A 21,717-nucleotide genomic window follows, 5' to 3' on the forward strand; every position below is an offset into this window, starting at 1 on the left:
ACTCCGGATCGCGCAGCGCTGCGAGCTCGCGCGACAGGCCCGGGGAGAACCTCGTACCGGAGAAGTCGGTTCAGGCCGCCGAGGGCTGCTGCTCCTCGGTGATGCCGGCCTTGGTCTGTTCCTCGCCGCCCTTGCCGCGCAGAGCGACCAGGCTCAGGAGGCAGCAGGCGAGGGCGGCGATGCCGCAGACGACGTAGCCGATGGTGTAACCGTTGCCGAGGGCTTCCAGGGCGAGGGGAGCGGCGCCTCCCGGAGGGGACGTGGGAGGGACCGAGTTGACGGCGAGCGGGCCGCCTTCGGCCGCGACCTGGCCGGCCGCCGCCTTGACCTGGGCGCCGAGGCCGGAGGCGGCCAGCTTCCGGTTGAACTCGTCGGCCGCGTGGCTGAGCGCGATCGCCCCGATGACGGCGGGGCCGAGAGTGAAACCGAAGTCGCGCAGCAGGCTCGTCGACGCGCTGGCCATGCCCGCGTAGTGGACCTCCACCGTGTTGACGGCCGTCGCGGTGATGGAGGAGACGGTGAGCGCGAAACCTATGCCGACCAGGCCGATGGGGAGGATGAGGGAGGTGAGGGCACGGTCGTCGACGGACAGGGTGGCGGCGGCGAAGTCTCCCGCGGCCATCAGCGCCAGCCCGGAGCCGAGCACCCAGCGTGCGCTCACCCGCTCCAGCAGCCGCGAGATCAGCGGCATCAGCAGCAGCGTCCAGCAGTTGAGCAGGATGAAGGCGAAGGAGCCGCGCAGCGGGCTCTGGTGCTGGATCGGACCTAGCCGGATGCTGGTGGCGTAGGCGGTGCCCAGGTAGCTGAACATGCCGACCACGGCCACGAACGAAGCGACCGCGAAGGCCCGGTTGGTGAACAGGTCCAGGCGCAGCAGCGGGGAGGCGGCGCGCCGTTCGGCGACGAGGAACAGCCCGATGAAGACCGCTGCCACGACGTACGCGATCACCACCGGTGTCGCGGTCCAGCCGTCCGTCGGGCCCTGGATCACCGCGTACAGCAGGGCGAACATGCCGACGCCGATGGTGATCTGCCCGGCCAGGTCGAGTGAACGCCCCTCGGGCGCGCTGGAGTTCTGTGCCAGCAGCTGGCTGAGCACCGTGCTGATCAGCGCCAGCGCGGTGACGACGACGAACGCCCAGCGCCAGGAACCGTAGTTGCCGGTGATGCCCCCGAGCACGGGAGCGACGAATCCGCCGCTGGACAGGGCGGCGGCCCACATGGTGATCGCCCGGGCGCGGTCACGGGCCGTGTGCGTTCCGGCGGCGATCACGGCGAGCGAGGTCGGGAACAGGGCCGCGGCGCCCAGACCGGCGATGATCTGCCCGGCCCAGAGCATGTGGATGCCGCCGCTCGCGGCGGCGACGGCCTCACCCACGACGAGCAGGGCGCCACCGCCGACCAGCAGCCGCTTGCGTCCGAAGAGGTCGCCGAGGACGCCGAAGGTCAGCTCCAGGACGGTGACGGGCAGCAGGAACGCGTCCGAGATCCACGTCAGTTGTGAGCCTATGGGATGCAGGTCCTGCTGGAAGAGGCCGTTGAGGGTGGCCGGCATCGCCAGGGCGATCTGGGCCAGGCAGACGGCGAAACAGCCGGCGACGAGGGTGCCGACGGGCAGCCCCTGGGACGGTCCGCGGACGGTGGCATCGGAGTGCGTGGTCGTTGTAGTGGACACGTGTGGCTCCCCTTTGAGCGGCGGGTGTGCGGGGGTGAGCGGCGGGTGTGCCGTGAATGTAGGGCAGATTTTCGACCACGGTCAATAGAGTGCCCAATGTCGATCGACGTGTGATCCGGTCGGCGTCGGTTCGCGGGCATGCCGACGCGGGCCCGCGCCTGAAGTCGGCTGCGGGCCCGGTTGCCGTGCGCGGGGACCTACTCCTGAGGTGCGCCCAGGGTGATCATGTCCAAGGTGTCGGCCGCCTGCCGCCGGGCCGGCCCGTCGTAGCGTCGCGCCAACGTCTGGAACAACTGCTCCGCCCGGCCCGCCGGCCAGTCCTCGGGCAGATGCTCGGCGGGCAGGTGCGGGTCCTGGCGCACCTGCCCCAGCCAGTCGGTGTGCAGCAACAACTGCCGTACGAGCGCGCCCGTTTCGTCATCGTGGTCGGGAGCGTCGGCATCCGCGCCCCAGCGGGCGAGGAACTCCTCGTAACCCTTGGCGATGGCCTCGACGTCGAAGGCCGTCCGCAGCACGGTCCGCGCCTCGGTCGGGGCGCCGGCCATGGCCCCCTGGAACACCCGCAGGTAGGAGTCGAGGCCGAGCTCCGCCACCACCTCGGGCACGTTCACCGTGCCGGGTGCCACCCAGAGACCGTTCTGGAGCGGGCCGAACCCGTTCCACACCAGCCGGGACCGCAGATCGTGCCGCTCGCTGCGCCAGGCCTCCGGCAGCGAGAAGCCCACCAGGGTCCAGGTGCCGTCCCAGGTCCGGTTGACCGCCCCGGTGTGCCAGATCCGGTCGTGCCCCTCCTGGAGGACACCCACGGCACGCGGGGTCAGGCCGAAGTACGTCTTGCGGCCCCGCCGGTGCCGCTCGAGCAGACCGCGCTTGACCATCCGGGTGAGCGTGGACCGTACGGCCTCCTCGGTGATCCCGGCCCGCGCGAACACGTCGATCAGGCTGCTGGACGACAGGGCGGTGTCCCGGCCGAGGACGTGGATGCCGAAGAAACTCAGCATCAGCGACTGCGGTCTGGGAGCGCTGCCGGCCTGATCGAAGCTGGTCACGGGCCAAGCCTAGAGGCATGCCGCCCCGCGCCGCCGAGGCGGCCCCCGCCGTCACTCCGGACCACCGCCCCCGGCCGGTCCGGTGGCCGGGGTGTCGGGAGGGAGCCAGACGGTGAGGGCGGCGGTGTCGTCCTCCAGGCGGTTGTGGCTGTAGGCGAGCAGGTCCTGGTGGAGGCGGTCGAGGAGGTCCGCGGGTGGCAAGGGGCCCCAGGAGCGCAGGCGCTGGAGCAGGGGGTAGAAGGAGCCGGCCGGGTCGCGGGTCTCGGTGATGCCGTCCGTGTAGAGCAGGAGCTGGTCGCCCGGGCGGACGGGGTAGGTGTCGACGTGGAACGGGGCGCCCACGAGCACACCGAGGTTCAGCGGCGGAGCCGACCGGCCCCGGTCGAGTTCGAGCACCTCGTCGGAGCGGATGAGCAACGGGGGCGGATGGCCGCAGTTGACGACGCGGACGAGGCGGCCGTCGGCGGGCAGCTCGGCGAAGACGGCGGTGACGAACCGTTCGCTCATCTCGCTCCCGGCGATCTGCGTCGCCCTGCGGGACATGCTCGTCTCCAGACGCTCGGCCAGCGCGGGAAGGCCGGGTTCGTCGTGGGCCGCCTCGCGGAACGCGCCCAGCAGCGCGGCCGCGGTCTCGACCGCGAGGAGACCCTTGCCGCGGACGTCCCCGATGAGCAGCCGGACTCCGTACGCGGTGGGGACGGCCTCGTACAGGTCCCCGCCGATGCGTGCCTCCGCGGCGGCGGAGAGGTAGAAGCTCTCCAGCCGGAGGTCGCCGATCCGGTGCGGAACGGGTCTGAGCAGGACGCGCTGGGCGATGTCGGCCACGAAGCGCACATCGGCGAGCGTGCGCTCCCGGCAGATGCGGTGGGAGGCCAGGACGGTGCCGAGGGCGCCCACCAGGGCGGTGCACACGTAGGCGGCCACGTAGTGGCGGTCCCACAGGTAGCCGACGGAGCGGCCGGCACAGCAGGGGGTGCCGGCCAGCACACCTTGGAAGAGGACGGCGAACACCGTGGTGCAGCCGACGACGACGGCTCCGTGGGCGAAGGCGGCCACCAGAGGCAGGGCGATCAGCGCGAAGCTCACCGGCCACTCCACCGGCGTGGCGGGTTCGATCAGCAGAACGGCCGCCAGGTACAGCACCGGAAGCCGGCGCAGCCACGCCGGGGGAGAGGGCAGCCGGGTCCGCGCCGTGCTGCCCGCAGGCCATTCGTGACGGGCCGCGCGGAAGGTATGCCCGTGCCTCACCCGGCGCTCCCGGACGCGGCTGCCCTCGGGTCGGCGGGCGGACGACATGCCTGACGGCTCGGCTCATGCGGCCTGCGCACACGGGACTCCTGGCACACGATCTCCACAAGAGGTCCAGCCTGCGGTGCCGCGTCCCGGCACGCCGGTCATTGCTCCACTCAACGGCATGTTCGACGGCCCGCCCCCCACCGTCACGGGAGTCTGCGCTGCGGTCCGGCGAGGATCAGGGGTTCGACGGCCTCGTACCGGGCGCGTGCGTCCTGTCGCGCGCGCCGCCCCGGCAGCATGGTGCCGAGCCAGCCGAAGGCGAAGCCGAGCGGAATGGACACCAGGCCCGTGGTGGTGAACGGGAACCAGTTGAAGTGGGCGTCCGGGAAGGCCGCCATGGGTGAGCCGGAGACCAGGTTGGTGCCCGGCATCAGGACCAGTACCGCCGCGGTGCCGCCGACGAGGGTGCACAGCAGGCCGGTGCGCGTGAAGCGGCGCCAGAACAGGCTGTAGACGAGTGCGGGCGCGATGGCGGAGGCCGCCAGACAGAAGGACAGCGTCGCGAGCGGTTGCAGGCTGCGCTGCTGGACGAGTGCCGCGAGCACGATCACCGGAGCGCCGACCACGACCGCCGAGAGCCGCGCGACGGCCGCCTCCCGCGGCGGGGCCGTCCCGGAGCGGCGGGAGGCGATGACGTCGTGCGCCAGGGAGTTGGCGCAGGACAGAGTCATGCTGGCGACCGAGGCGAGCAGGGTGAGGAAGATCGCGGTGGTGACCGCGGTGAAGAGCAGGGTCTCGGGGCGGGACACGTGCTCGCCGAACACCGCCCGCGACGCGAGGAGATAGGCGGTGTTGCCGCGAGGGTCCCCGGCCGCGATGCCGGTGCGGCCGACCAGAGCCGTCGCTCCGACCCCGATCACCGTGATGACGAGGACGAACAGGGCCACGGACGACACCGCCCAGGACATCGACCGTCGCACCTGGCGCGCGCTGTCGGCGGTGTACATGCGCATGGTCACGTGCGGCAGGCAGGCGCCGCCGAGCACGATGGCGAACTGGGTGCTCACCATGTCCAGGCGCGGATGGGGGCCGCCGGCGAACTGGAGGCCGCTGCGCAGGAACGCCCCGCCCGCCCCGCTCCGGTGGGCGGCGGCACCGAACAGGGCCGCGGGGCTGAAGTCGAAGGTACGCAGTACGAGTACGGCGATGGCGACACCGGACCCCAGCAGTGCCACGATCTTCAGGATGTGCAGCAGCGCGGTGCCCCGCATTCCGCCGATGGCCGCGTAGACGATCATCAGGGTACCGGCCCCGACGATGCAGCCGGTCTTCATGGCGGTGCCGGAGAAGCCGAGGATGAACGCCAGCAGCTGCCCCGTGCTGGCCAGTTGGACCAGCATCATCGGCACCAGCGACGCGATGGTGACGGCGCAGGAGGCGATCCGTACCGACCGTCCTGGCATGCGCCTGGCCAGGGCGTCCCCCATGGTGAACCGGCCCGTGTTCCGCAGCGGTTCGGCCAGCAGGAACATCAGGACCAGAAGCGACAGCAGGGTGCTGACGGCGAGGACGACACCGTCGTAGCCGCACAGCGCGATGACTCCGCCGATGGTGAGCACGGTCGCCGCGGAGATGTAGTCCCCGGCGATCGCGAGTCCGTTGCGAAAAGGGGAAAGTGAGCGGTATCCGGTGTAGAACTCGTCCAGGTCGTCGTGGTCCGGGCCGGTGAGCACACACAGCAGCAGGGTCACCGTGACGGCGGTGCAGAAGGCGACCAGCGACCAGGTCTGGGCGGTCTCGCCGAAGCCGGTCACGGGAGCCGCTCCCGCTCCGTCCCGGCGGCCCACGGCGCGTGCCGGGTGACCCGGAAGGCCAGGGGATCGACGTAGCGCCGCGCGGTGCGTTCGTACAGCAGCACGGCGAGCCAGGTGACGGGGACGTGGGAGAGCGCCAGGACGAGCCCTGTCGGCAGTCCGCCGAGGAGCGGGCGGGCCATGAGGGCGGGTTCTCCCGCGGAGAGGATCAGGAAGGCCGTGAAGTAGCCGAGGGCCAGCAGTGTGGTGACCCGGCGCTGTAATCGGTACCTGCGTCGTAGCCGCCGCAGGTCGCCGTGGTGCGGCCGGGCATGGGCATGGGCATCGCCGTGGGGCATTCCGGAACTCCAGGTGGGGGGAGCGGCTCGGGTCCTCGCACGCTATTCGGCCGTGCGTACGACGAGGAGGGTTTTTCCGGAACTGCCTGGTAGACGGCCTGGAGGGCCGGAAGTCCGATTGTTGCCCATGTGTCCGATGGGGCCTCAGGGGCGGATGAGGCCGGTGAGCGGTGGCCCCGCCGGACGTCAGGGCCGCTCCCGCTCCAGCAAGCCGACGCAGCGGGCGAGCAGGGACTCCAGTGCCGCCCGCTCCTCCTCGGTGAACTCCGCCGCCAGGGCGCGTTCCACGCGTACGGCGCGGGCGTCCGCGTCGGCCAGGACGGCTCGGCCCTCGTCGGTGAGGCGGGTCTCCAGGACGTTGCGGTGCCACTCGTGCGGGGTGCGTTCGATCAGAGTGCGGTCCTGGAGGTTCTTCAGGACCGTGTTCATGGTCGGCGGGGTGACCCCGCACAGCCGGGCCAGGGCCGCGGCCGAGATGCCGGGGTTGGCGGAGAGGTGGAGCAACGCGCCGTACTGCGCGACCGTCACGCCCGCTGGTCTCAGCACCGCGTTCTTGGTCGCGTTGAGAGCCTGCTCGGCCCGCTTGAGATGGGAGCCGAGACGCTCGGAGGCGGGCATGGACGTCATGCACGCATGGTAGCGGGAGCATCCATCGATTCACGCCCTTGCATTCGTTAATACATTGACGAGCATTAGAGCTCTAATCTACATTCATGTACGTCAACTTGTGAGTAGCCGAATCGAGAGGCGTCGACCACCGTGTCCCGTTCGATGCACCGCCGCACGTTCCTGGCCTCCGCCGCCGCCCTGGCCGTGTCCACGGCCGCCGCACCCGCCGCCCACGCGGCCACCGCACCCCGCGTCTCCACCGCCTTCGCCCTCCCCGGCGACCGCGCCTACCCCGAGGGCATCGCGCTCGACCCGCGGACCGGGGACGTGTACGTCGGCTCGTACACCACGGGCGCCGTCTACCGGGCCGCGCCCGGGCGGCGTACCGCCGAGGTCTTCCTCCCCGCGGGTACGGACGGCCGTACCACCGCCAACGGACTGAAGGCCGACCGGGCCGGCCGGCTGTGGGTCACCGACTCGACCGCCGGGGCCGGCGTCTACGACTCGCGCACCCGGCGCCTGATCGCCCGCCTCGACGTCCCCGGCGACGCGCCCCGCTTCGTCAACGACCTGGCCCTCGCCCCCGACGGGACGGCCTACCTCACCGACAGCACCCGCGCGGTCGTCTACCGTGTCACCCCCGCCGAGCTGGCCGCCGCGGCCCGCGACGGACGCGGGACGCTCGTCCCCGCCTACGACCTGACCGCCGTCAAGGACCCGCAGGCCCCCGACGCGATCACCCTCAACGGCATCGTCGTGGACCGGGCGGGACGCCGGCTGTACGTCGTCGACATGACCGGCGGCGGCCTGTACCAGGTGGACACCGCAACCGGCACGGTCCGCCGAGTCACCCTGTACGGAGGGGACTTGACGCACGGCGACGGCCTGGAGCTGGCGCACGGCACGCTGTGGGCCGCGCACAACAGCGTCAACACCCTCACCCGCTGGCAGCTGTCCGCCGACGGCACCTCCGCGCGTCTGGAGCGGCGCTTCACCGACAGCGCGTTGCAGATCCCGACAACGCTGGTCCGCGACCGGGGGCGGCTGCTGGTCGTACGGTCCCAGTTCGACAAGGGCGGTCCGATGGGCCCCGGCGTGCCCGAGACGCCGTTCACCGTGGCGTCCGTCACCGGCATCTGAAGGCCGCCCCGAGCCGGGGCGGGCCGGGTGCCGGCGAGTCGCTGACCTGCTGTGACTTCTCCCACCTGCTCTTGCCCCGCCCGCCGGGCTTTCCTAGGTTCGGTGGTATGTCCTCCCCTGACTCCGACAGCTCCGCACCGGCCGAGTTCGCCGTCGACCTCAGCTCGCACGAAATGCTCCGGCGGACCCACGTCATGGCCGCTCTGGGCCCCGACTGGGACCCGGCCGCGGCGCTGCGCGGCGAGGAGGAGGCGCAGGACCTGCTGTACTCCGGCCTCAGTGAGGAGCAGCAGCGCCTGTACGACGAGCTGGTCGCGGCCGGTGTGCTCCCGCGGCGAGGAGGCGGCCATGCTGCCGCTTGACCCGCAGGCCGACATCGGCCGCCGGGCCTGGGTGGACTGCCCGAACTGCGCGGACCACCGCGGGTGCGCCATGTGCGAGCAGGGTCAGACGTGCTCCCGGCACTGGCGCTACCTGCTCTCCAACACCGGCAGCATCCTGCACCTGCAGTGCCCGGCGTGCACCCACATCTGGTCGCACGAGACGAACTTCGGCGCCACCCGCTCCCAGGGGTAGCGCACAGCCCGCTCCCAGGGGCAGCACACCGTCCGCACGCCGCCGGTGCCGGTGCCTCTGCCATGCTTGGGCCCGTGCAGGAGCCGACGCCCATCACCCCCGACGCCCCGACCGGCATACGCCCCCCCCTGGTCACCCAGCAATGGCTCGACCTGTGCTTCGTGCACTGGGCCGTCGCACCGGACGTGGTGGCGGGCCTCCTGCCCGGCGGAACCGTTCCGGACACGCACGACGGGGTCACCTACGTCGGACTCGTCGCCTTCCGCATGCACCGGGTCGGGTGGCTGCGGCTGCCCGGGGTGCCGTACCTGGGGTCCTTTCCGGAAACCAACGTGCGCCTGTACTCCGTCGACGCGCACGGCCGGCGCGGTGTCGTCTTCCGGTCCATGGACGCCGCACGGCTGATCCCCGTGGTGATGGGGCGCGTCGGCTTCCGGCTGCCCTACCTCTGGTCACGGATGAGAGTCCGGGCCGCCGACGACACCGTCACCTACACCAGCTCCCGCCGCTGGCCCGGCCCACGGGGCGCGTACAGCCGCATCACCGTACGCAGGGGCGAACGCATCGAGCGGCCGACGCAGTTGGAACACTTCCTCACCGCCCGCTGGGGCATGCACAACTCGTTCTTCGGCGGGGCCTCCTATCTGCCCAACCACCACCCGCGCTGGCCCCTGTACCGCGCCGAGCTGCTCGGCTGTGAGGAGAACCTGCTCGCCGCCGCCGGTCTGCCGGCGCCCGCCGACGCGCCGGTCAGCGTGCTGTACTCCCCGGGCGTACCGGTCCGCCTCGGCGGCCCGCTGCGTCCGGCGGGCATCCCCACCCCCTGAAACGCCCCGGTCCGAGACCTGTGACGTGACGGGAGCAGTGGTTCGGTGGGTTCATGACGTTGCTGATGCTGGACCTCGACAACACGCTGGTCGACCGGGACGCGGCCTTCCGTGACGCCGTCGCCGCGTTCCTCGCCGAGCACCGCCTGCCGGACACCGATCTGACGTGGGTGACGACCGTCGACGCCGGCGGCTACGCCGCCCGCCGGGATGTCGCCGCGGCCATGACCGGCCGATACGGGGACTCGGTGCCGGCCCGGGCCATCCACTCCCTGCTGGACCATGGCGCCGCCGACCGTGTCGTGCTGACCGACTCCTCCCGCGAGGCCGTGAAAAGGGCCCGGGCCGGCGGCCTGACCTGCGTGATCGTCACCAACGGCCGCACCGGCCAGCAGGAGGCGAAGATCCGCCGCACCGGACTCGACCGGCTCGTCCAGGGATGGGTGATCTCCGAGGGCGTCGGTCACAAGAAGCCCGCACCGGAGATCTTCCACGCCGCGGCGCATGCCGTCGGAGCGTCCCTCACCGGCGCGTGGGTCGTCGGCGATTCCCCGCACGCCGACGTGGCGGGCGCGAACGCGCTCGGTCTGCGCAGCGTATGGGTCTCCAACGGGCGGCCGTGGCCCCAGGTCACCTACCGGCCCACCCATGTCGCCGGGGACGTCGCCACGGCGATCGACCGGGTCATCGAGGCCATTGTTCCGTAACTCCATGATCACGTGGCGTACTGGGCGGATCTCGGGCCATGCTGGCGTCGCCCTGCTGGTGGTGCTGCAACGGCATTGCATGCAGGGGCTGTTGGTGTGTGAACTGCTCACAGAAACCGAGTGCGATGTCGAGTAAGAAGGTGGTGACCGTCGCCGTTCTGGTGGCGGTCCTCACGTGGAGCACGGTGATGACCGCGCTGGGGCAGGTGGCCGCGGCAGCCGCCCTGCTCCCGTCCCTGGGCCTGCTCGTGCAGCAGATCGTCCAGGCCCTGACCGCGCCGGACGGGTCCCGCCCGCCGGCCGAGCCCGGCCCCACCGCCGTCGGGGGACAGGAGCCGCCCCGATGATCTGGACCCCCGACGCGGACCAGCCTCCGCCACCGGACACCGGCGGCAAGCGGGGCCGCAAGCCGGCCCCGATCTCCCAGGCCGCCGGCCTGTCGCACCGGGCCTGGCTGGAGCCGGTCCGCAGCTTCCTCTTCTCCAGCGGCCTGACCCTCAACGACCTCGTCGACCGCTCCGGTTACTCCAAGACCCGCATCAGTGAACTCCTGCGCGGCAACGGCTACTACCCCGCCTGGGAGATCACCTTCAGCGTCATACGCGCCCTGGGCCTGCCGGTCCAGCCGATGCGCCGCCTGTGGACCGCGGCCGCGCGCGAGGCCCGGAAGGAACCGGGCTGGATCGAGCACTGCATACAGCAGGTCGCCCTCGAACCCGAACACCCGCCCGTCGCCCACCAGGCCTTCACCGAGGCCCTGCGCACGCCCTACACCGACTACACGCGGGCCTTCCTCCTCACCGACCACCGCGCCCGCTGGGTCGTAGCAGAAACCTTCGACCTGCTGTGGCTGTGCTGGAGCGAGGCCGGCACCAGCGCGGACATCCGCCGCTACGCCTGGCGCCTGCTGCGCTCCCGGGTCATGGCCCGCGCCGACCGCCACCACGACGGCCACCCCGACCTGCGCCCGGCCGTCTTCTCCACGGCGGAGGTCCGCGACAGCACGCCGGGCCACTTCATCATCCTCACCGAACTGGTCGACCTCTTCGACGCGATCGGCCGCCTGCCCCACGACCAGATGGACGTCGCCGTGCTGCGCTACCTGTGCGGCATGCACCCCGACGACATGCCCGACGTCCTCGGTCTGAGCCCGGCCATCTGCCACGCCGTCGACCACCACGCCCGCGCAGCCCTCGAAGACCTCCTCCGCCCCTACAGTCCCCGGGAGTGAACCCACCCGCCATGACCGCCATCGACCAGCTCCTGGCCCGCGCCCGCCTGCACCACGACGCACAGGTGCACCCCGACACCGTCCCCTACGAGGACTGCACCTACCCCGACCTCACCCACGACCCGGCCACCCCGCGCCCCGACGGCGCGGACACCGACGACCGCGCCGCCCAGCACCTGCACACCCTGTGCGAAGCAGTCGTCACCACCGCCGCCCCCGGAGCCCTGGAATTCCTCACCGACCAGCTCCCCGAGCCCGAAGGGGCCTGGCTGCTGGGCTGCGCGCTGCATCTCGCGGGGATCGACGACGGCTCCCGCTTCTGGTGGCAGTACGCGGCCGGCGCCGGCCACACCCCGGCCGCCTACTGCCTGTCCCTGCACCACCTCGCCCGCGGCGAGGCCCACGCGGCCGGCTTCTGGTACGACCAGACCGGCCTCGAGTCCGTCACCGACTCGGAGACGCTCACCGTCACCGGCGCCTGGCCGCCCCACGACCAGTTCCGCTTCGACGCCAGCGTCCCCACCGTCCTGCGCGTCCTCAACCGCCTGAACACAGCGCGCCCGCGCCCGCGCACCCACCGGGCCGACGCCATCACCAATTACGTCGCCCACGCCGTCACCCACGGCTACGCACGCCACCCCGGCGTCGAAATCCCGGTCCCCGAACCCCGGTTCGCCGACCGCGTCAGCTTCATCCTCTCCGCCACACCCCCTTGGCGGCGCCGGCCGGCCCGCGTGCTGAACCCCGCCCTTCCCACCCGCCCGGAACAAGTCGGCCGCGGCGCCACCGTGGACGCGGCCGAGGGCTGAGCAACTCGCGTCGCACACCGGCCCATTGACTACGGCACCCCCGACTGGTTGAGTGGCTCATCCACTCAGCCACTGGGGAGGACGGCGTGGAGGCACTGCCCCGCGAGACCATCGTCGATGTCCTGGAGAGCCGTCTGCGCGAGGACATCCTCGCCGGACGCCACCCGGCCGGCAGCTACCTGCCACCGGAACGGCGGCTCGCCGACGGCTACGGCGTCACCCGCACCACCCTCAAGCACGCCTTCGGCCGCCTCGTGCAGGCGGGACTGCTGGAAACCCGGCACGGGGTCGGCACCCGCGTGCGCGACTACCTGCGCCTGGGCGGGGCCGATCTGCTGCCCATGCTCGTACGGCACAGCCCCGACTGGATCGGGGAGATCTTCGAAGTACGGCGCGGCATCGGCGCGTTGATCGCCGAACGGGCCGCGGCCCGGGCGACCGGCCGGCAACGCGCCGAACTGCGCCGGCTGCTCGAAGCCGTCGGGGAGGCGGCGGACGCCGACGCCGTACAGCTCGCGGACATCGAGGTGCACCGCGCCCTGGCCCGCGCCACCGGGAACCGGGTCTACGTGCTGCTGACCAACACCCTCTTCAACGCCTACGTGCCGGTGCGCGCCGCGCTCAGGGGACCGTTCACGGACGCCGGGGCGGCCAGGGGCCGTCTGGAGCCGGTGGTCGACGCGATCGAGGCCGGCGACGGGGCCGCCGCCCGGCTGGCGGCCGAGGAGTATCTGACCGAGACCGAGCGCATCATGCTGGACGGCCTCGCATGAACGCGGACACCGCGGCCCGCGGCACCGTCTTCAGCGAGACGATGCTCGGCACCCTGCGGCTCGACGACGAGGACCGCACCCGCCGGGTACGGCTGGACCTGAGGGTCTCGGCGGACGGCATCCTGCGGGTCACCGGCACGACCGAGGCCCGCGCCACCGGCCGGACACGGATCGAGGGCTGGGCCGACGACCCGGACACCGAGGGCGAGTTGGAGATCTCGCCGCTCGCGCGACGCCGTATCCGCTACCGCCTGGCGTTCACCGCGCACGGGCGCCGGCTGACGCTCGACGGCTGGAAGTCCGTGACACCGCTGAGGCCGCTGGCCTCGATGACCGTGCTGCCGTACACCCTGTACGACAACGGCGCGCGGATCGGCACCGGGACGCTCCGCTTTCCCGTCGCCACGCGGCTCCTTCCGTTCCTGGCGAGCTTCCGCTTCCCGCGCCGGGAGGACCCGGCCGGGTATCTCGCCCCGCGCCTGCGCGGCGAACCCGGCCGTACCGAGGTCTGGTACACCACCGTCACCGACCCGGCGACCGGCAGCGGGCTCTGGCTCCACCACGAACTCACCGCACCCGCCGACGGCTCCGCGCCGTACGCGCACGGCTGGGCCGCCGTGTTCCCCCAGGACGGACCCGTACGGCACGCCCGCTTCGGCCCCGCCGAGTGGGCCACCGGGGCGGCCGGGTTCAGCGCCGCCGGGGTCACGGCCGGACCCGGGACCCTCACCGGCTCGGCGGACGACGGCGCCCTGCGCTGGCAGCTCACCGAACAGCCCCTGGCCGGGCCGCTGTTCACCTTCCCCCGCTGGTCCTGGCGCCGCCCCCTGCTGCCCGCGGCCCACATGCTCCCCGCCGCGCGGGCCCGCTACGACGGAACGTTCACCCATGACGGCACGACGCTGACGCTCACCGCGGCTCCGGGAGCCTCCGCCCGGATCCACGGTCACGGCAACGCCCGCCGCTGGGCCTGGCTGCACGCCGACCTCGGCGGCGGGGACGTCCTGGAGATCGTCGCCGCCGTCGCCACGCGCCCGGGCCTGCGCGGACTGCCGCCCCTGGTCTTCCTGCGCCTGCTGCGCGGCGGACGCACCTGGCCGCGGCGCCCCGAGCGGTCGGCGGTCGGCTGGGCCGGACCCGGCCGCTTCCGCGCGGCCATCGACCTGCCCACCTGGACGGTCACCGGCCGTGCGGGACCGCGCCGGATCCGCGTGGCGGTCACCCAGCCCGCGGACCGCACCCTCACCCTGGACTACACCGATCCCGACGGCTCCCACGCCCTGTGCCGCAACAGCGAACGCGCCGACGCGCACGTCCTGTTGGAGCGCTGGTGGTTCGGAGGCTGGCGCACCGAGGCCGAGTGGACGCTCGACGGCACGGCACACGCGGAGGTGGGCACGCGATGAGCCTCACCGGTCTGGTGGCCGCCCTCATCGCCGACGACGGCACCGCCGACTGGCCCGCACGCGTCCCCGCGAGGCTGGAGACGGTCCTCGCCTCGATGCCGCTGCCCGCCCGGGCCGGCGTACGCGCGGCGGCACGCGGGCTGGACGCCTACGCCAGGCTCCGCACGGGACGCGGGCCGGCCGCGCTCACCGGGCCCGAGCGCGAGTCGGTACTCGGGTCACTGGGCGCGCGGCCCGCCCTGGCGGCGCTGCTGGACGTGGTCAAGGTGCCCGTCCTGCTCGCCGCCGGGACGGAGCGGATGCTCCAGCAGGGACTGCCGGCGCGCCGGCCCGCGCGCGAGGACCCGCCGCTCGACTGCACGCCCGCCGCCCAGTGGCCCGCGCGCTCGACGGCCGACGCCGTCGTCATCGGCTCGGGCGCGGGCGGCGCCGTCGCGGCGCGAACCCTCGCCCGGGCCGGACTCGACGTCGTCGTCCTCGAAGAGGGACGGCACCACTGCACCGACTGGTTCGGCCGCCGCACCCCGCTGGAGCGCTTCGCCGAGCTCTACCGGAACGGGGGAGCGACCTTCGCCCTCGGCAGCCCCCCGCTGCTGCTGCCGGTGGGCCGGGCCGTCGGTGGCACCACGGTCGTCAACTCCGGTACCTGCTACCGCACTCCGGACCACGTCCTGGCCCGCTGGAGCACAGAGTTCGGGTTCGCGCCCGCCGACGGCTTCGGCAGCCGTCTCGACGAGGTGGAGCGCACCCTGCGGGTGGCCGCCCAGCCCCTGGACGTCCTCGGCGGCAACGGCCGGACCGCGCTCGACGGGGCGCGCGCACTGGGCTGGCGGGCCGCGCCCCTGCGCCGCAACGCGCCCGGCTGCAAGGGGTCCTGCCAGTGCGTCGTGGGCTGCCCGACCGGTGCCAAGCAGAGCGTGCAGCTCTCCGTACTGCCCGACGCGTGCGCCGCCGGGGCCCGGATCGTCAGCGGAGCACGGGTGGAGCGCGTCCTCGTCGACACGGACCGGCCGGGCGGGCCGCGTGCGGCGGGCGTGCGCGTACACCGGGAGGGCGGCGGGATCGAGATCCTCGCGCCCCTGGTCGTCGTCGCCGCGGGCGCCCTGGAATCACCGCCGCTGCTGCGCCGCTCCGGCCTCGGCAGGCATCCCCGGCTCGGCCGCAACCTCAGCGTCCACCCGGCCACGAGCGTCGCCGGGCGCTTCGCCGAGCCGGTCACCGCCTGGGAGGGCGTGCTCCAGAGCGTCGGCGTGGAGGAGCACCACCACGCGGGCGTCCTGATCGAAGCCACCGCCACCCCGCCGGGCATGGGCTCCTTCGTACTGCCGGGACTCGGCGCCGAACTGCGCGGTGAACTGGAGGACGCCCACCGGCTCGCCACCCTCGGCGCGATGATCGCCGACCGGCCCTCCGGCCGTGTCCTCGGCCGCGACCGCACGCTGCTCCGCTACGACCTCGACCGCCGCGACGCCGGCCGGCTGATGCGGGCGGTGCGTGCCATGGGCGAACTGCTCTTCGCCGCGGGCGCCGAGGAAGTGCTCACCGGCATCACCGCCACGCCCCGGGTGCGCAGCCTCGCCCAACTGGACGCGGTGCTGGCCGGCACCGGTGCCCGGCAGCTCCATCTGTCGGCGTACCACCCCACCGGTACCGTCGCCGCGGGCGCGGACGCGCAGCGGTTCCCGGCGGACGCGACGGGACGGCTCCGCGGGGTGGAGGGGGTGCTGGTGGCGGACGCGTCCGTGCTCCCCGGCTGTCCCGAGGTGAACCCGCAGCTGACCGTCATGGCGGCGGCCCTGGCGGTCACCCAGACGCACCTGGGGTCGTGACCGCGGTGGTCACCGCCCCGGCGCTCCCGCGCGCAGGCCGTCCATGACGAGGTCCAGGAGCCGGTCGGTACGTGACCGCCAGTCGTCGGTGGGGTCGATCTGCCACAGACCCGCGATGGCGAGGAGGAAGTCGGCCCCGGTCACTCCCGGGCGGATGGTGCCGGCCTTCTCGGCGGCACGGAGCAGGAGTTCGGCCGCGGCGGTCACCGGGGTGGGGGCCGGCTTGCCGGGACTCCCCGGCGCGCTGGTCGCCTGACGGATCGCGTCGGCCAGGCCGGCCTTGGCCATGGCGAACCCGGCCAGCCGGTCCATCCACGCGCGCAGGGCCTGATCGGGCGCCCGGTCCTGGAGCAGCTCGGCCGCGCTGTCGGCGACCTGCCGCATCTCGTGGCGGTAGATCTCCAGGACCAGGGCCTCGCGGTTGGGGAAGTTGCGGTAGAACGTGCCCTGCCCGACGCCCGCCTTCCTGGCGATCACACTCAGCGGGGCGTCCGCGTTCCGCGTCAGCTCGGCCAGGGCGACCTCCAGGATGCGCTCGCGGTTGCGCTGCGCGTCCGAGCGCAGGGGCGCCTCCTTCTTCTCCTGCACCTGTCCTCCTCGGGGTCCGTGGCCGAACCCGGTCCTTGCTAAGCGGACAGCTGTCCGTTAGGTTCTCCGTAGTAGCGGACAACTGTCCGGTTCGGTCCACGATAGCCGTGGACGTGCCTTCGCTGAAGCGGCGGCGCCCTGTGCGACGCCATCCCTGCGACGCCCGGTCCGTCCGGCTGCCGGACCGTCCTTCCGTCCTTCCCGTACCGGAAAAGCGAAAGAAGCTGCTCATGGCCTCATCGACGTCCAGTGTCATCACCCTGAACGTCAACGGCGAGAAGCACACGCTACCCGTCGACCACCGCACCACCCTGCTCGACGCACTCCGCGAGCGGCTCGAGCTCACGGGCACCAAGAAAGGCTGTGACCAGGGGCAGTGCGGCGCCTGCACCGTCCTGCTGGACGGCCGGCGGGCCGTGGCCTGCCTCCAGCTGGCGGTGGCGGCCGAGGGGCGCGAGATCACCACCATCGAGGGCGTGGCCGAGGGCGACCGGCTGCACCCGGTGCAGCAGGCCTTCCTCGACCTGGACGGCTACCAGTGCGGCTACTGCACGCCCGGGCAGATATGTTCCGCGATCGGGGTGATCGAGGAGCACGCGGCCGGCTGGCCGAGCGCCGTCACCGACGACCTCCGGCCCGAGTCCGGGCCGCCACCGCTGTCCGCCGAGGAGATCCGGGAGCGGATGAGCGGCAACCTGTGCCGCTGCGCCGCGTACGTGTCGATCGTCGAGGCGGTCGCCCGGGCGGCGGCGCAGAAGGCGCCTTCGGAGAAGACCGCGGAGAAGGGGGAGGTCGCGGCGTGAAGGAGTTCGGCTATCACAGGGCCTCCGACGTCGCCGGCGCGGTCGCGGTGCTCGGGACCGATCCCGACGCCCGCTTCCTCGGCGGAGGCACCAACCTCGTCGACCTGATGAAGGCGGGCGTCGAACGCCCCGCCCGGCTCGTCGACGTACGCGAACTGCCCCTGGACCGGATCGAGCCGACGCCGGACGGCGGGCTGCGCATCGGGGCGACCGTCACCAACAGCGAACTCGCCGCCCACCCCGAAGTCCGGCGCCGTTACCCGGCGTTGGCGCAGGCGGTGCTGGCCGGTGCGTCCGGGCAGCTGCGCAACATGGCCACGGTCGGCGGCAACCTGCTCCAGCGGACCCGCTGCGGTTACTTCACCGACGTGACCAAGGCGTGCAACAAGCGGGTCCCCGGCAGCGGTTGTCCCGCGATCCGGGGCGAGCACCACAACCACGCGATCCTGGGCGCCTCCGGCCACTGCGTGGCCGTCCACCCCTCGGACATGGGCGTGGCGCTGGCCGCCTTCGACGCCGTCGTCTCCTACGAGACGGCCGATGGGCCGGGCGATTTGCCGCTCGGCTGGTTCTATCTGCCGGTCGGCGAGACCCCGCAGCGGGAGACCGCCCTGCCGTCCGGGGCCCTCATCACGGGCGTCACCCTGCCGCCCGCCCCGGTCGCCGCCCGCTCCCGCTACCGGAAGGTCCGCGAGCGCGCCTCCTACGCCTTCGCCATCGGCTCGGTCGCCGCCGCGCTCGACGTCCGGGACGGCATGGTGCACGACGTGCGGCTGGCCTTCGGGGCGGTCGCGTCCCGGCCCTGGCGGGCCCGGGCGGCCGAGCGGGTGCTGACCGGTGCGCCGGCCGACGGCGACAGCTTCGCCGCCGCCGCCGACGCCGAACTGGCGGCGGCCAGGCCGCTGCCGCACAACGGATACAAGGTGACCCTCATGCGCAACCTCGTGGTGGCCGTGCTGACCGAACTCGCCGAGGAGGCCGCCCGATGACCACTGCCCCCACGAGGCGGACCGCCAAGGGCGCCGTCGGCGCCGCGCACACCCGCGTGGAGGGCCGTGCCAAGGTCACCGGAGCGGCCCGCTACGCCGCGGACATCCCCTTCGCCGAACTCGCCCACGGCTGGCTGGTGTTGTCCACGATCGCCCGAGGGCGCATCCGCGCCATCGACACCGGCCCCGTGCTCGCCATGCCCGGCGTCCTCACCGTCCTCGACCACCGCAACGCCCCGCGGCTCGACACCGACTACGTGGGCCCGCTGGGCAAGCCGGACCCGACCTGCGCCGTCTTCCAGCACGACCGGGTGCCGCACCTGGGCTGGCCGGTGGCGCTCGTCGTCGCCGAAACGCCCGAGCAGGCCAGGGAAGCGGCCGAGACGCTCGTCGTGCACTACGAACAGCAGCCCCACGACATCGACTTCACCGGCGACCACCCGGACGCCTACCCCGTGGACGGCCACATGCCGGCGGTGACGGACAAGGGCGACCTCGAGGCCGAACTCGCCGCGTCCGCCACCGTCGTGGACGTCGAGTACACCACCCCCGAAGAACACCACAACCCGATGGAACCGCACGCGGCGGCGGCCCACTGGGACGGCGGCCGGCTGGAGGTCGTCGACTCCAACCAGGGCGCCGGCTGGGTCGCGGGCGAGCTGGCCAGCCTGTTCTCACTCGACCCCGCCTCGGTACGCGTACGCTCCGAGCACGTCGGCGGCGGCTTCGGCAGCAAGGGCGTCCGCGTCCCCCAGGTGGCGGCCGTGATGGCCGCGACGGTCCTCCAGCGGCCGGTACGCGTCGTCCTGACCCGGCGTCAGATGTTCTCGCTGGCGGGCTACCGCAGTCCCACCACCCAGCGGATCAGGCTCGGCGCCGACGCCGACGGACGGCTGCGCGCACTGGAGCACCGGTCCCAGAGCCTCACCTCCACCGTGCACGAGTTCGTCGAGCCCAGCGCCGGGGTGGCCCGGGTGATGTACGACGCCGACGCCCACCACACGGCCAACCGCGTCGTACGGCTCGACGTGCCGACCCCGACCTGGATGCGCGGGCCGGGCGAGGCGCCGGGGTCGTTCGCCCTGGAGGCCGCGCTCGACGAACTCGCCGAGAAGTGCGGCATCGACCCGATCGAGCTGCGGCTGCGCAACGAACCCGAGCGGGGACCGGTCTCCGGCCTCCCGTTCGCCGGCCGCAATCTGCGCGCCTGCTTCCGTGAGGGCGCCCGCAGGTTCGGCTGGGCGGACCGGGACCCCCGTCCCGGTGTGCGCCGCGACGGGCGCTGGCTGCTCGGCACCGGCACGGCCGCGGCGTCCTTCCCGGCCGGGGCCGCACCCTCCACGGCGACGGTGACCGCCCGGGACGACGGCACCTTCACCGTGCGGATCGCCGCGGCCGACATCGGCACCGGCGCCCGGACCGCGCTCACCCTGGTCGCCGCGGACGCGCTGGCCGTGACACCGGACCGGGTCGAGGTACGCATCGGAGACAGCTCCTTCGGACCCGCGATGATCGCCGGCGGTTCCATGGGCACCCGCTCCTGGGCCTGGGCCGTCACGGCGGCGGCCGGCGAACTGCGCGAGCGGCTCGCCCTGGGTGCCGGCATTCCGCCGGAGGGCATCACGGTACGGTCGGACACCACCGCCGCCATCGGCGCCCTCGCCCAGAAGGAACGCCACTCCTTCGGAGCGCAGTTCGCCGAGGTGGCCGTCGACCTCGCCACCGGCGAAGTGCGCGTGCGGCGCATGCTCGGCATCTTCGCGGCGGGTCGGATCGTCAACCCGCTCACCGCGCGCGGCCAGTTCCTGGGCGGCATGGCCTGGGGTATCTCCATGGCCCTGCACGAGGAAGCGGTCCGCGACCGGGCCTCGGGCGGCCATGTGAGCCCCGACCTCGCGGGCTACCACGTGGCCACGAACGCCGACGTACCGCTCATCGAGGCCGACTGGGTGGAGGACCCCGACCCGGACGACCCGGTCGGCATCAAGGGCATCGGCGAGGTCGGCATCGTGGGCGCCGCCGCGGCCATCGCCAACGCGGTGTGGCACGCCACCGGCGTACGGCACCGCAGCCTGCCCATCCGGCCCAGCCGGGTGCTGCCGGCCGCCGGCGGAGCGCCGGATGCTTGACATCGCCGAGGAGCTGGACCGGTGGCTCGCCGAGGGCCGCGAGTTCGCCGTCGCCAGCGTCGTGGCCGTCGGCGGCAGCGCGCCCCGTGGTCCGGGCGCCGCGCTCGCGGTGGACGGCGCGGGCACCGTCGTCGGCTCCGTCTCCGGCGGCTGTGTGGAAGGCGCGGTGTACGACCTGTGCGTCCAGTCCCTCAGTACCGGGGAGAGTGTCACCGAACGGTTCGGCTACAGCGACGAGGACGCCTTCGCCGTGGGGCTGACCTGCGGCGGCACCCTCGACGTCCTGATCACGCCGGTCGGCGCGCGCTCGCCCGCCCCGGCGGTGCTCCGGACCGCGCTGACTGCCGCCGTACGGGGCGAGCCGGCGGCCCTCGCCCGGGTCGCCCGCGGCCCGGAGGAGTTCCTGGGCAGGGCTCTGCTGGTGCGTCCCGACGGCACCCGCGAGGGCGGCTTCGGCGGCCACGAGAACCTGGACCGCACGGCGGAGGCGGCGGCCCGGGCCATGCTGGAGACCGGGCGCACCGGCACGGTCGAGGTCGCGGCGGACGGCTCGCACTGTCCCGGCGGGCTCACGCTGCTGGTCGAATCGAACGTGCCGCCGCCGCGGATGATCGTCTTCGGGGCGATCGACTTCGCCGCGGCGCTGGTGCGTGCGGGGAAGTTCCTCGGCTACCACGTGACCGTCTGCGACGCCCGGCCCGTCTTCGCCACGCGGGCCCGTTTCCCCGAGGCCGACGAGATCGTCGTCGACTGGCCGCACCGCTATCTGCGGCGGACCACGACCGACGGCCGCACGGTGCTGTGCGTGCTCACCCACGACGCGAAGTTCGACGTGCCCCTGCTGAAGGCGGCACTGGGGATGCCGGTGGCGTTCGTCGGGGCGATGGGCTCGCGCCGCACCCACGAGGAACGCAACCGCCGCCTGCGCGAAGTCGGCGTGAGCGAGCGGCAGTTGGCGCGATTGAGGTCCCCGATCGGCCTGGACCTCGGCGCCCGCACACCGGAGGAGACCGCCCTGTCCATCGTGGCGGAGATCGTCGCGGCCCGGCGCGGAGGGACGGGGGCCCCGCTCACCGGGTCCAGGACGCCGATCCACCGAGACCGGGGGAACGGAGTGATTCGGACACCTTTTGCGCCCGCGCGGTCACGATGAGTGCAAGAACGCGACGCGCCGTCGAAACAGTGTTCC

Annotated in this window: 22 protein-coding genes; 15 read left to right on the forward strand and 7 right to left on the reverse strand. The window is 73.2% G+C overall.

Annotated elements, in window-relative coordinates:
* Positions 1–70: 70 nt before the first annotated feature.
* From ACFY01_RS29135 to ACFY01_RS29160, 6 genes are all read right to left on the reverse strand, one after another.
* Entirely contained in the window at positions 71–1,675 is a 1,605-nt protein-coding gene (locus ACFY01_RS29135; RefSeq protein ID WP_390738721.1) for an MFS transporter, read from the reverse strand.
* A 197-nt stretch (positions 1,676–1,872) separates the two neighbouring features.
* On the reverse strand, positions 1,873–2,724 hold the full coding sequence (locus tag ACFY01_RS29140; RefSeq protein WP_390738722.1) for a PaaX family transcriptional regulator C-terminal domain-containing protein: 852 nt from the start codon (positions 2,722–2,724) through the stop codon (positions 1,873–1,875).
* 51 nt (positions 2,725–2,775) lie between these two features.
* Entirely contained in the window at positions 2,776–3,972 is a 1,197-nt protein-coding gene (locus ACFY01_RS29145; RefSeq protein ID WP_390738723.1) for a PP2C family protein-serine/threonine phosphatase, read from the reverse strand.
* A 191-nt stretch (positions 3,973–4,163) separates the two neighbouring features.
* Complete coding sequence (locus ACFY01_RS29150; protein ID WP_390738724.1) at positions 4,164–5,774, reverse strand: cation acetate symporter; 1,611 nt, start codon at positions 5,772–5,774, stop codon at positions 4,164–4,166.
* Complete coding sequence (locus ACFY01_RS29155) at positions 5,771–6,112, reverse strand: DUF485 domain-containing protein (protein ID WP_390738725.1); 342 nt, start codon at positions 6,110–6,112, stop codon at positions 5,771–5,773. Before ACFY01_RS29155 ends, ACFY01_RS29150 begins: the two co-directional genes overlap by 4 nt.
* Before the next feature lie 186 nt (positions 6,113–6,298).
* A complete protein-coding gene (locus ACFY01_RS29160; protein WP_390738726.1) occupies positions 6,299–6,739 on the reverse strand; it encodes a MarR family winged helix-turn-helix transcriptional regulator in 441 nt (146 codons plus the stop codon).
* Between the two features lie 132 nt (positions 6,740–6,871).
* Here ACFY01_RS29160 and ACFY01_RS29165 point away from each other — a divergent pair, with 132 nt between their 5' ends.
* The 11 genes from ACFY01_RS29165 (at position 6,872) to ACFY01_RS29215 (ending at position 16,019) form a co-directional block, all read left to right on the forward strand.
* Complete coding sequence (locus ACFY01_RS29165) at positions 6,872–7,861, forward strand: SMP-30/gluconolactonase/LRE family protein (RefSeq protein ID WP_390738727.1); 990 nt, start codon at positions 6,872–6,874, stop codon at positions 7,859–7,861.
* A 107-nt stretch (positions 7,862–7,968) separates the two neighbouring features.
* Entirely contained in the window at positions 7,969–8,223 is a 255-nt protein-coding gene (locus ACFY01_RS29170) for a DUF6400 family protein (protein ID WP_390738728.1), read from the forward strand.
* Positions 8,210–8,437 (forward strand): hypothetical protein, encoded by a 228-nt coding sequence (locus ACFY01_RS29175; protein ID WP_390738729.1) that lies wholly within the window; start codon positions 8,210–8,212, stop codon positions 8,435–8,437. The genes ACFY01_RS29170 and ACFY01_RS29175 overlap by 14 nt, the downstream gene beginning before the upstream one ends.
* A 62-nt stretch (positions 8,438–8,499) precedes the next feature.
* On the forward strand, positions 8,500–9,264 hold the full coding sequence (locus ACFY01_RS29180) for a YqjF family protein (protein WP_390738730.1): 765 nt from the start codon (positions 8,500–8,502) through the stop codon (positions 9,262–9,264).
* A 53-nt stretch (positions 9,265–9,317) separates the two neighbouring features.
* Positions 9,318–9,971 (forward strand): HAD family hydrolase, encoded by a 654-nt coding sequence (locus tag ACFY01_RS29185; RefSeq protein WP_390738731.1) that lies wholly within the window; start codon positions 9,318–9,320, stop codon positions 9,969–9,971.
* A 125-nt stretch (positions 9,972–10,096) separates the two neighbouring features.
* A complete protein-coding gene (locus tag ACFY01_RS29190) occupies positions 10,097–10,318 on the forward strand; it encodes a hypothetical protein (RefSeq protein ID WP_390738732.1) in 222 nt (73 codons plus the stop codon).
* Positions 10,315–11,202, forward strand: a complete 888-nt coding sequence (locus ACFY01_RS29195; protein ID WP_390738733.1) for an XRE family transcriptional regulator — start codon at positions 10,315–10,317, stop codon at positions 11,200–11,202. Before ACFY01_RS29190 ends, ACFY01_RS29195 begins: the two co-directional genes overlap by 4 nt.
* Before the next feature lie 11 nt (positions 11,203–11,213).
* On the forward strand, positions 11,214–12,011 hold the full coding sequence (locus ACFY01_RS29200; RefSeq protein ID WP_390738734.1) for a hypothetical protein: 798 nt from the start codon (positions 11,214–11,216) through the stop codon (positions 12,009–12,011).
* An 86-nt stretch (positions 12,012–12,097) separates the two neighbouring features.
* Entirely contained in the window at positions 12,098–12,784 is a 687-nt protein-coding gene (locus ACFY01_RS29205; protein WP_390738735.1) for a FadR/GntR family transcriptional regulator, read from the forward strand.
* Positions 12,781–14,190, forward strand: coding sequence for a hypothetical protein (locus ACFY01_RS29210; RefSeq protein WP_390738736.1), 1,410 nt, complete (start codon positions 12,781–12,783; stop codon positions 14,188–14,190). Before ACFY01_RS29205 ends, ACFY01_RS29210 begins: the two co-directional genes overlap by 4 nt.
* Complete coding sequence (locus ACFY01_RS29215) at positions 14,187–16,019, forward strand: GMC family oxidoreductase N-terminal domain-containing protein (RefSeq protein WP_390738737.1); 1,833 nt, start codon at positions 14,187–14,189, stop codon at positions 16,017–16,019. The genes ACFY01_RS29210 and ACFY01_RS29215 overlap by 4 nt, the downstream gene beginning before the upstream one ends.
* Positions 16,020–16,028: 9 nt before the next feature.
* Here the strand turns inward: ACFY01_RS29215 and ACFY01_RS29220 are convergent, their stop codons facing one another.
* Positions 16,029–16,607, reverse strand: coding sequence for a TetR/AcrR family transcriptional regulator (locus tag ACFY01_RS29220; protein ID WP_390738738.1), 579 nt, complete (start codon positions 16,605–16,607; stop codon positions 16,029–16,031).
* 230 nt (positions 16,608–16,837) lie between these two features.
* On the opposite strand from ACFY01_RS29220, the gene ACFY01_RS29225 reads away from it, so the two are divergent.
* Genes ACFY01_RS29225 through ACFY01_RS29240 form a run of 4 tightly spaced genes read left to right on the forward strand, consistent with a single transcriptional unit; the run spans position 16,838 to position 21,681 of the window.
* The gene (locus ACFY01_RS29225) at positions 16,838–17,410 is read left to right on the forward strand and encodes a 2Fe-2S iron-sulfur cluster-binding protein (protein WP_390738739.1); all 573 of its coding nucleotides are present in this window, start codon (positions 16,838–16,840) and stop codon (positions 17,408–17,410) included.
* Positions 17,407–18,399: an FAD binding domain-containing protein gene (locus tag ACFY01_RS29230; protein WP_390738740.1), complete on the forward strand. Its 993-nt coding sequence runs from the start codon at positions 17,407–17,409 to the stop codon at positions 18,397–18,399. The genes ACFY01_RS29225 and ACFY01_RS29230 overlap by 4 nt, the downstream gene beginning before the upstream one ends.
* A complete protein-coding gene (locus tag ACFY01_RS29235; RefSeq protein ID WP_390738741.1) occupies positions 18,396–20,528 on the forward strand; it encodes a xanthine dehydrogenase family protein molybdopterin-binding subunit in 2,133 nt (710 codons plus the stop codon). Before ACFY01_RS29230 ends, ACFY01_RS29235 begins: the two co-directional genes overlap by 4 nt.
* Positions 20,521–21,681, forward strand: coding sequence for an XdhC family protein (locus ACFY01_RS29240; protein WP_390738742.1), 1,161 nt, complete (start codon positions 20,521–20,523; stop codon positions 21,679–21,681). The genes ACFY01_RS29235 and ACFY01_RS29240 overlap by 8 nt, the downstream gene beginning before the upstream one ends.
* Positions 21,682–21,717: the final 36 nt, after the last annotated feature.

The organism is Streptomyces sp. NPDC001480 (assembly GCF_042894725.1).
In the GTDB taxonomy this organism is placed as follows: domain Bacteria; phylum Actinomycetota; class Actinomycetes; order Streptomycetales; family Streptomycetaceae; genus Streptomyces.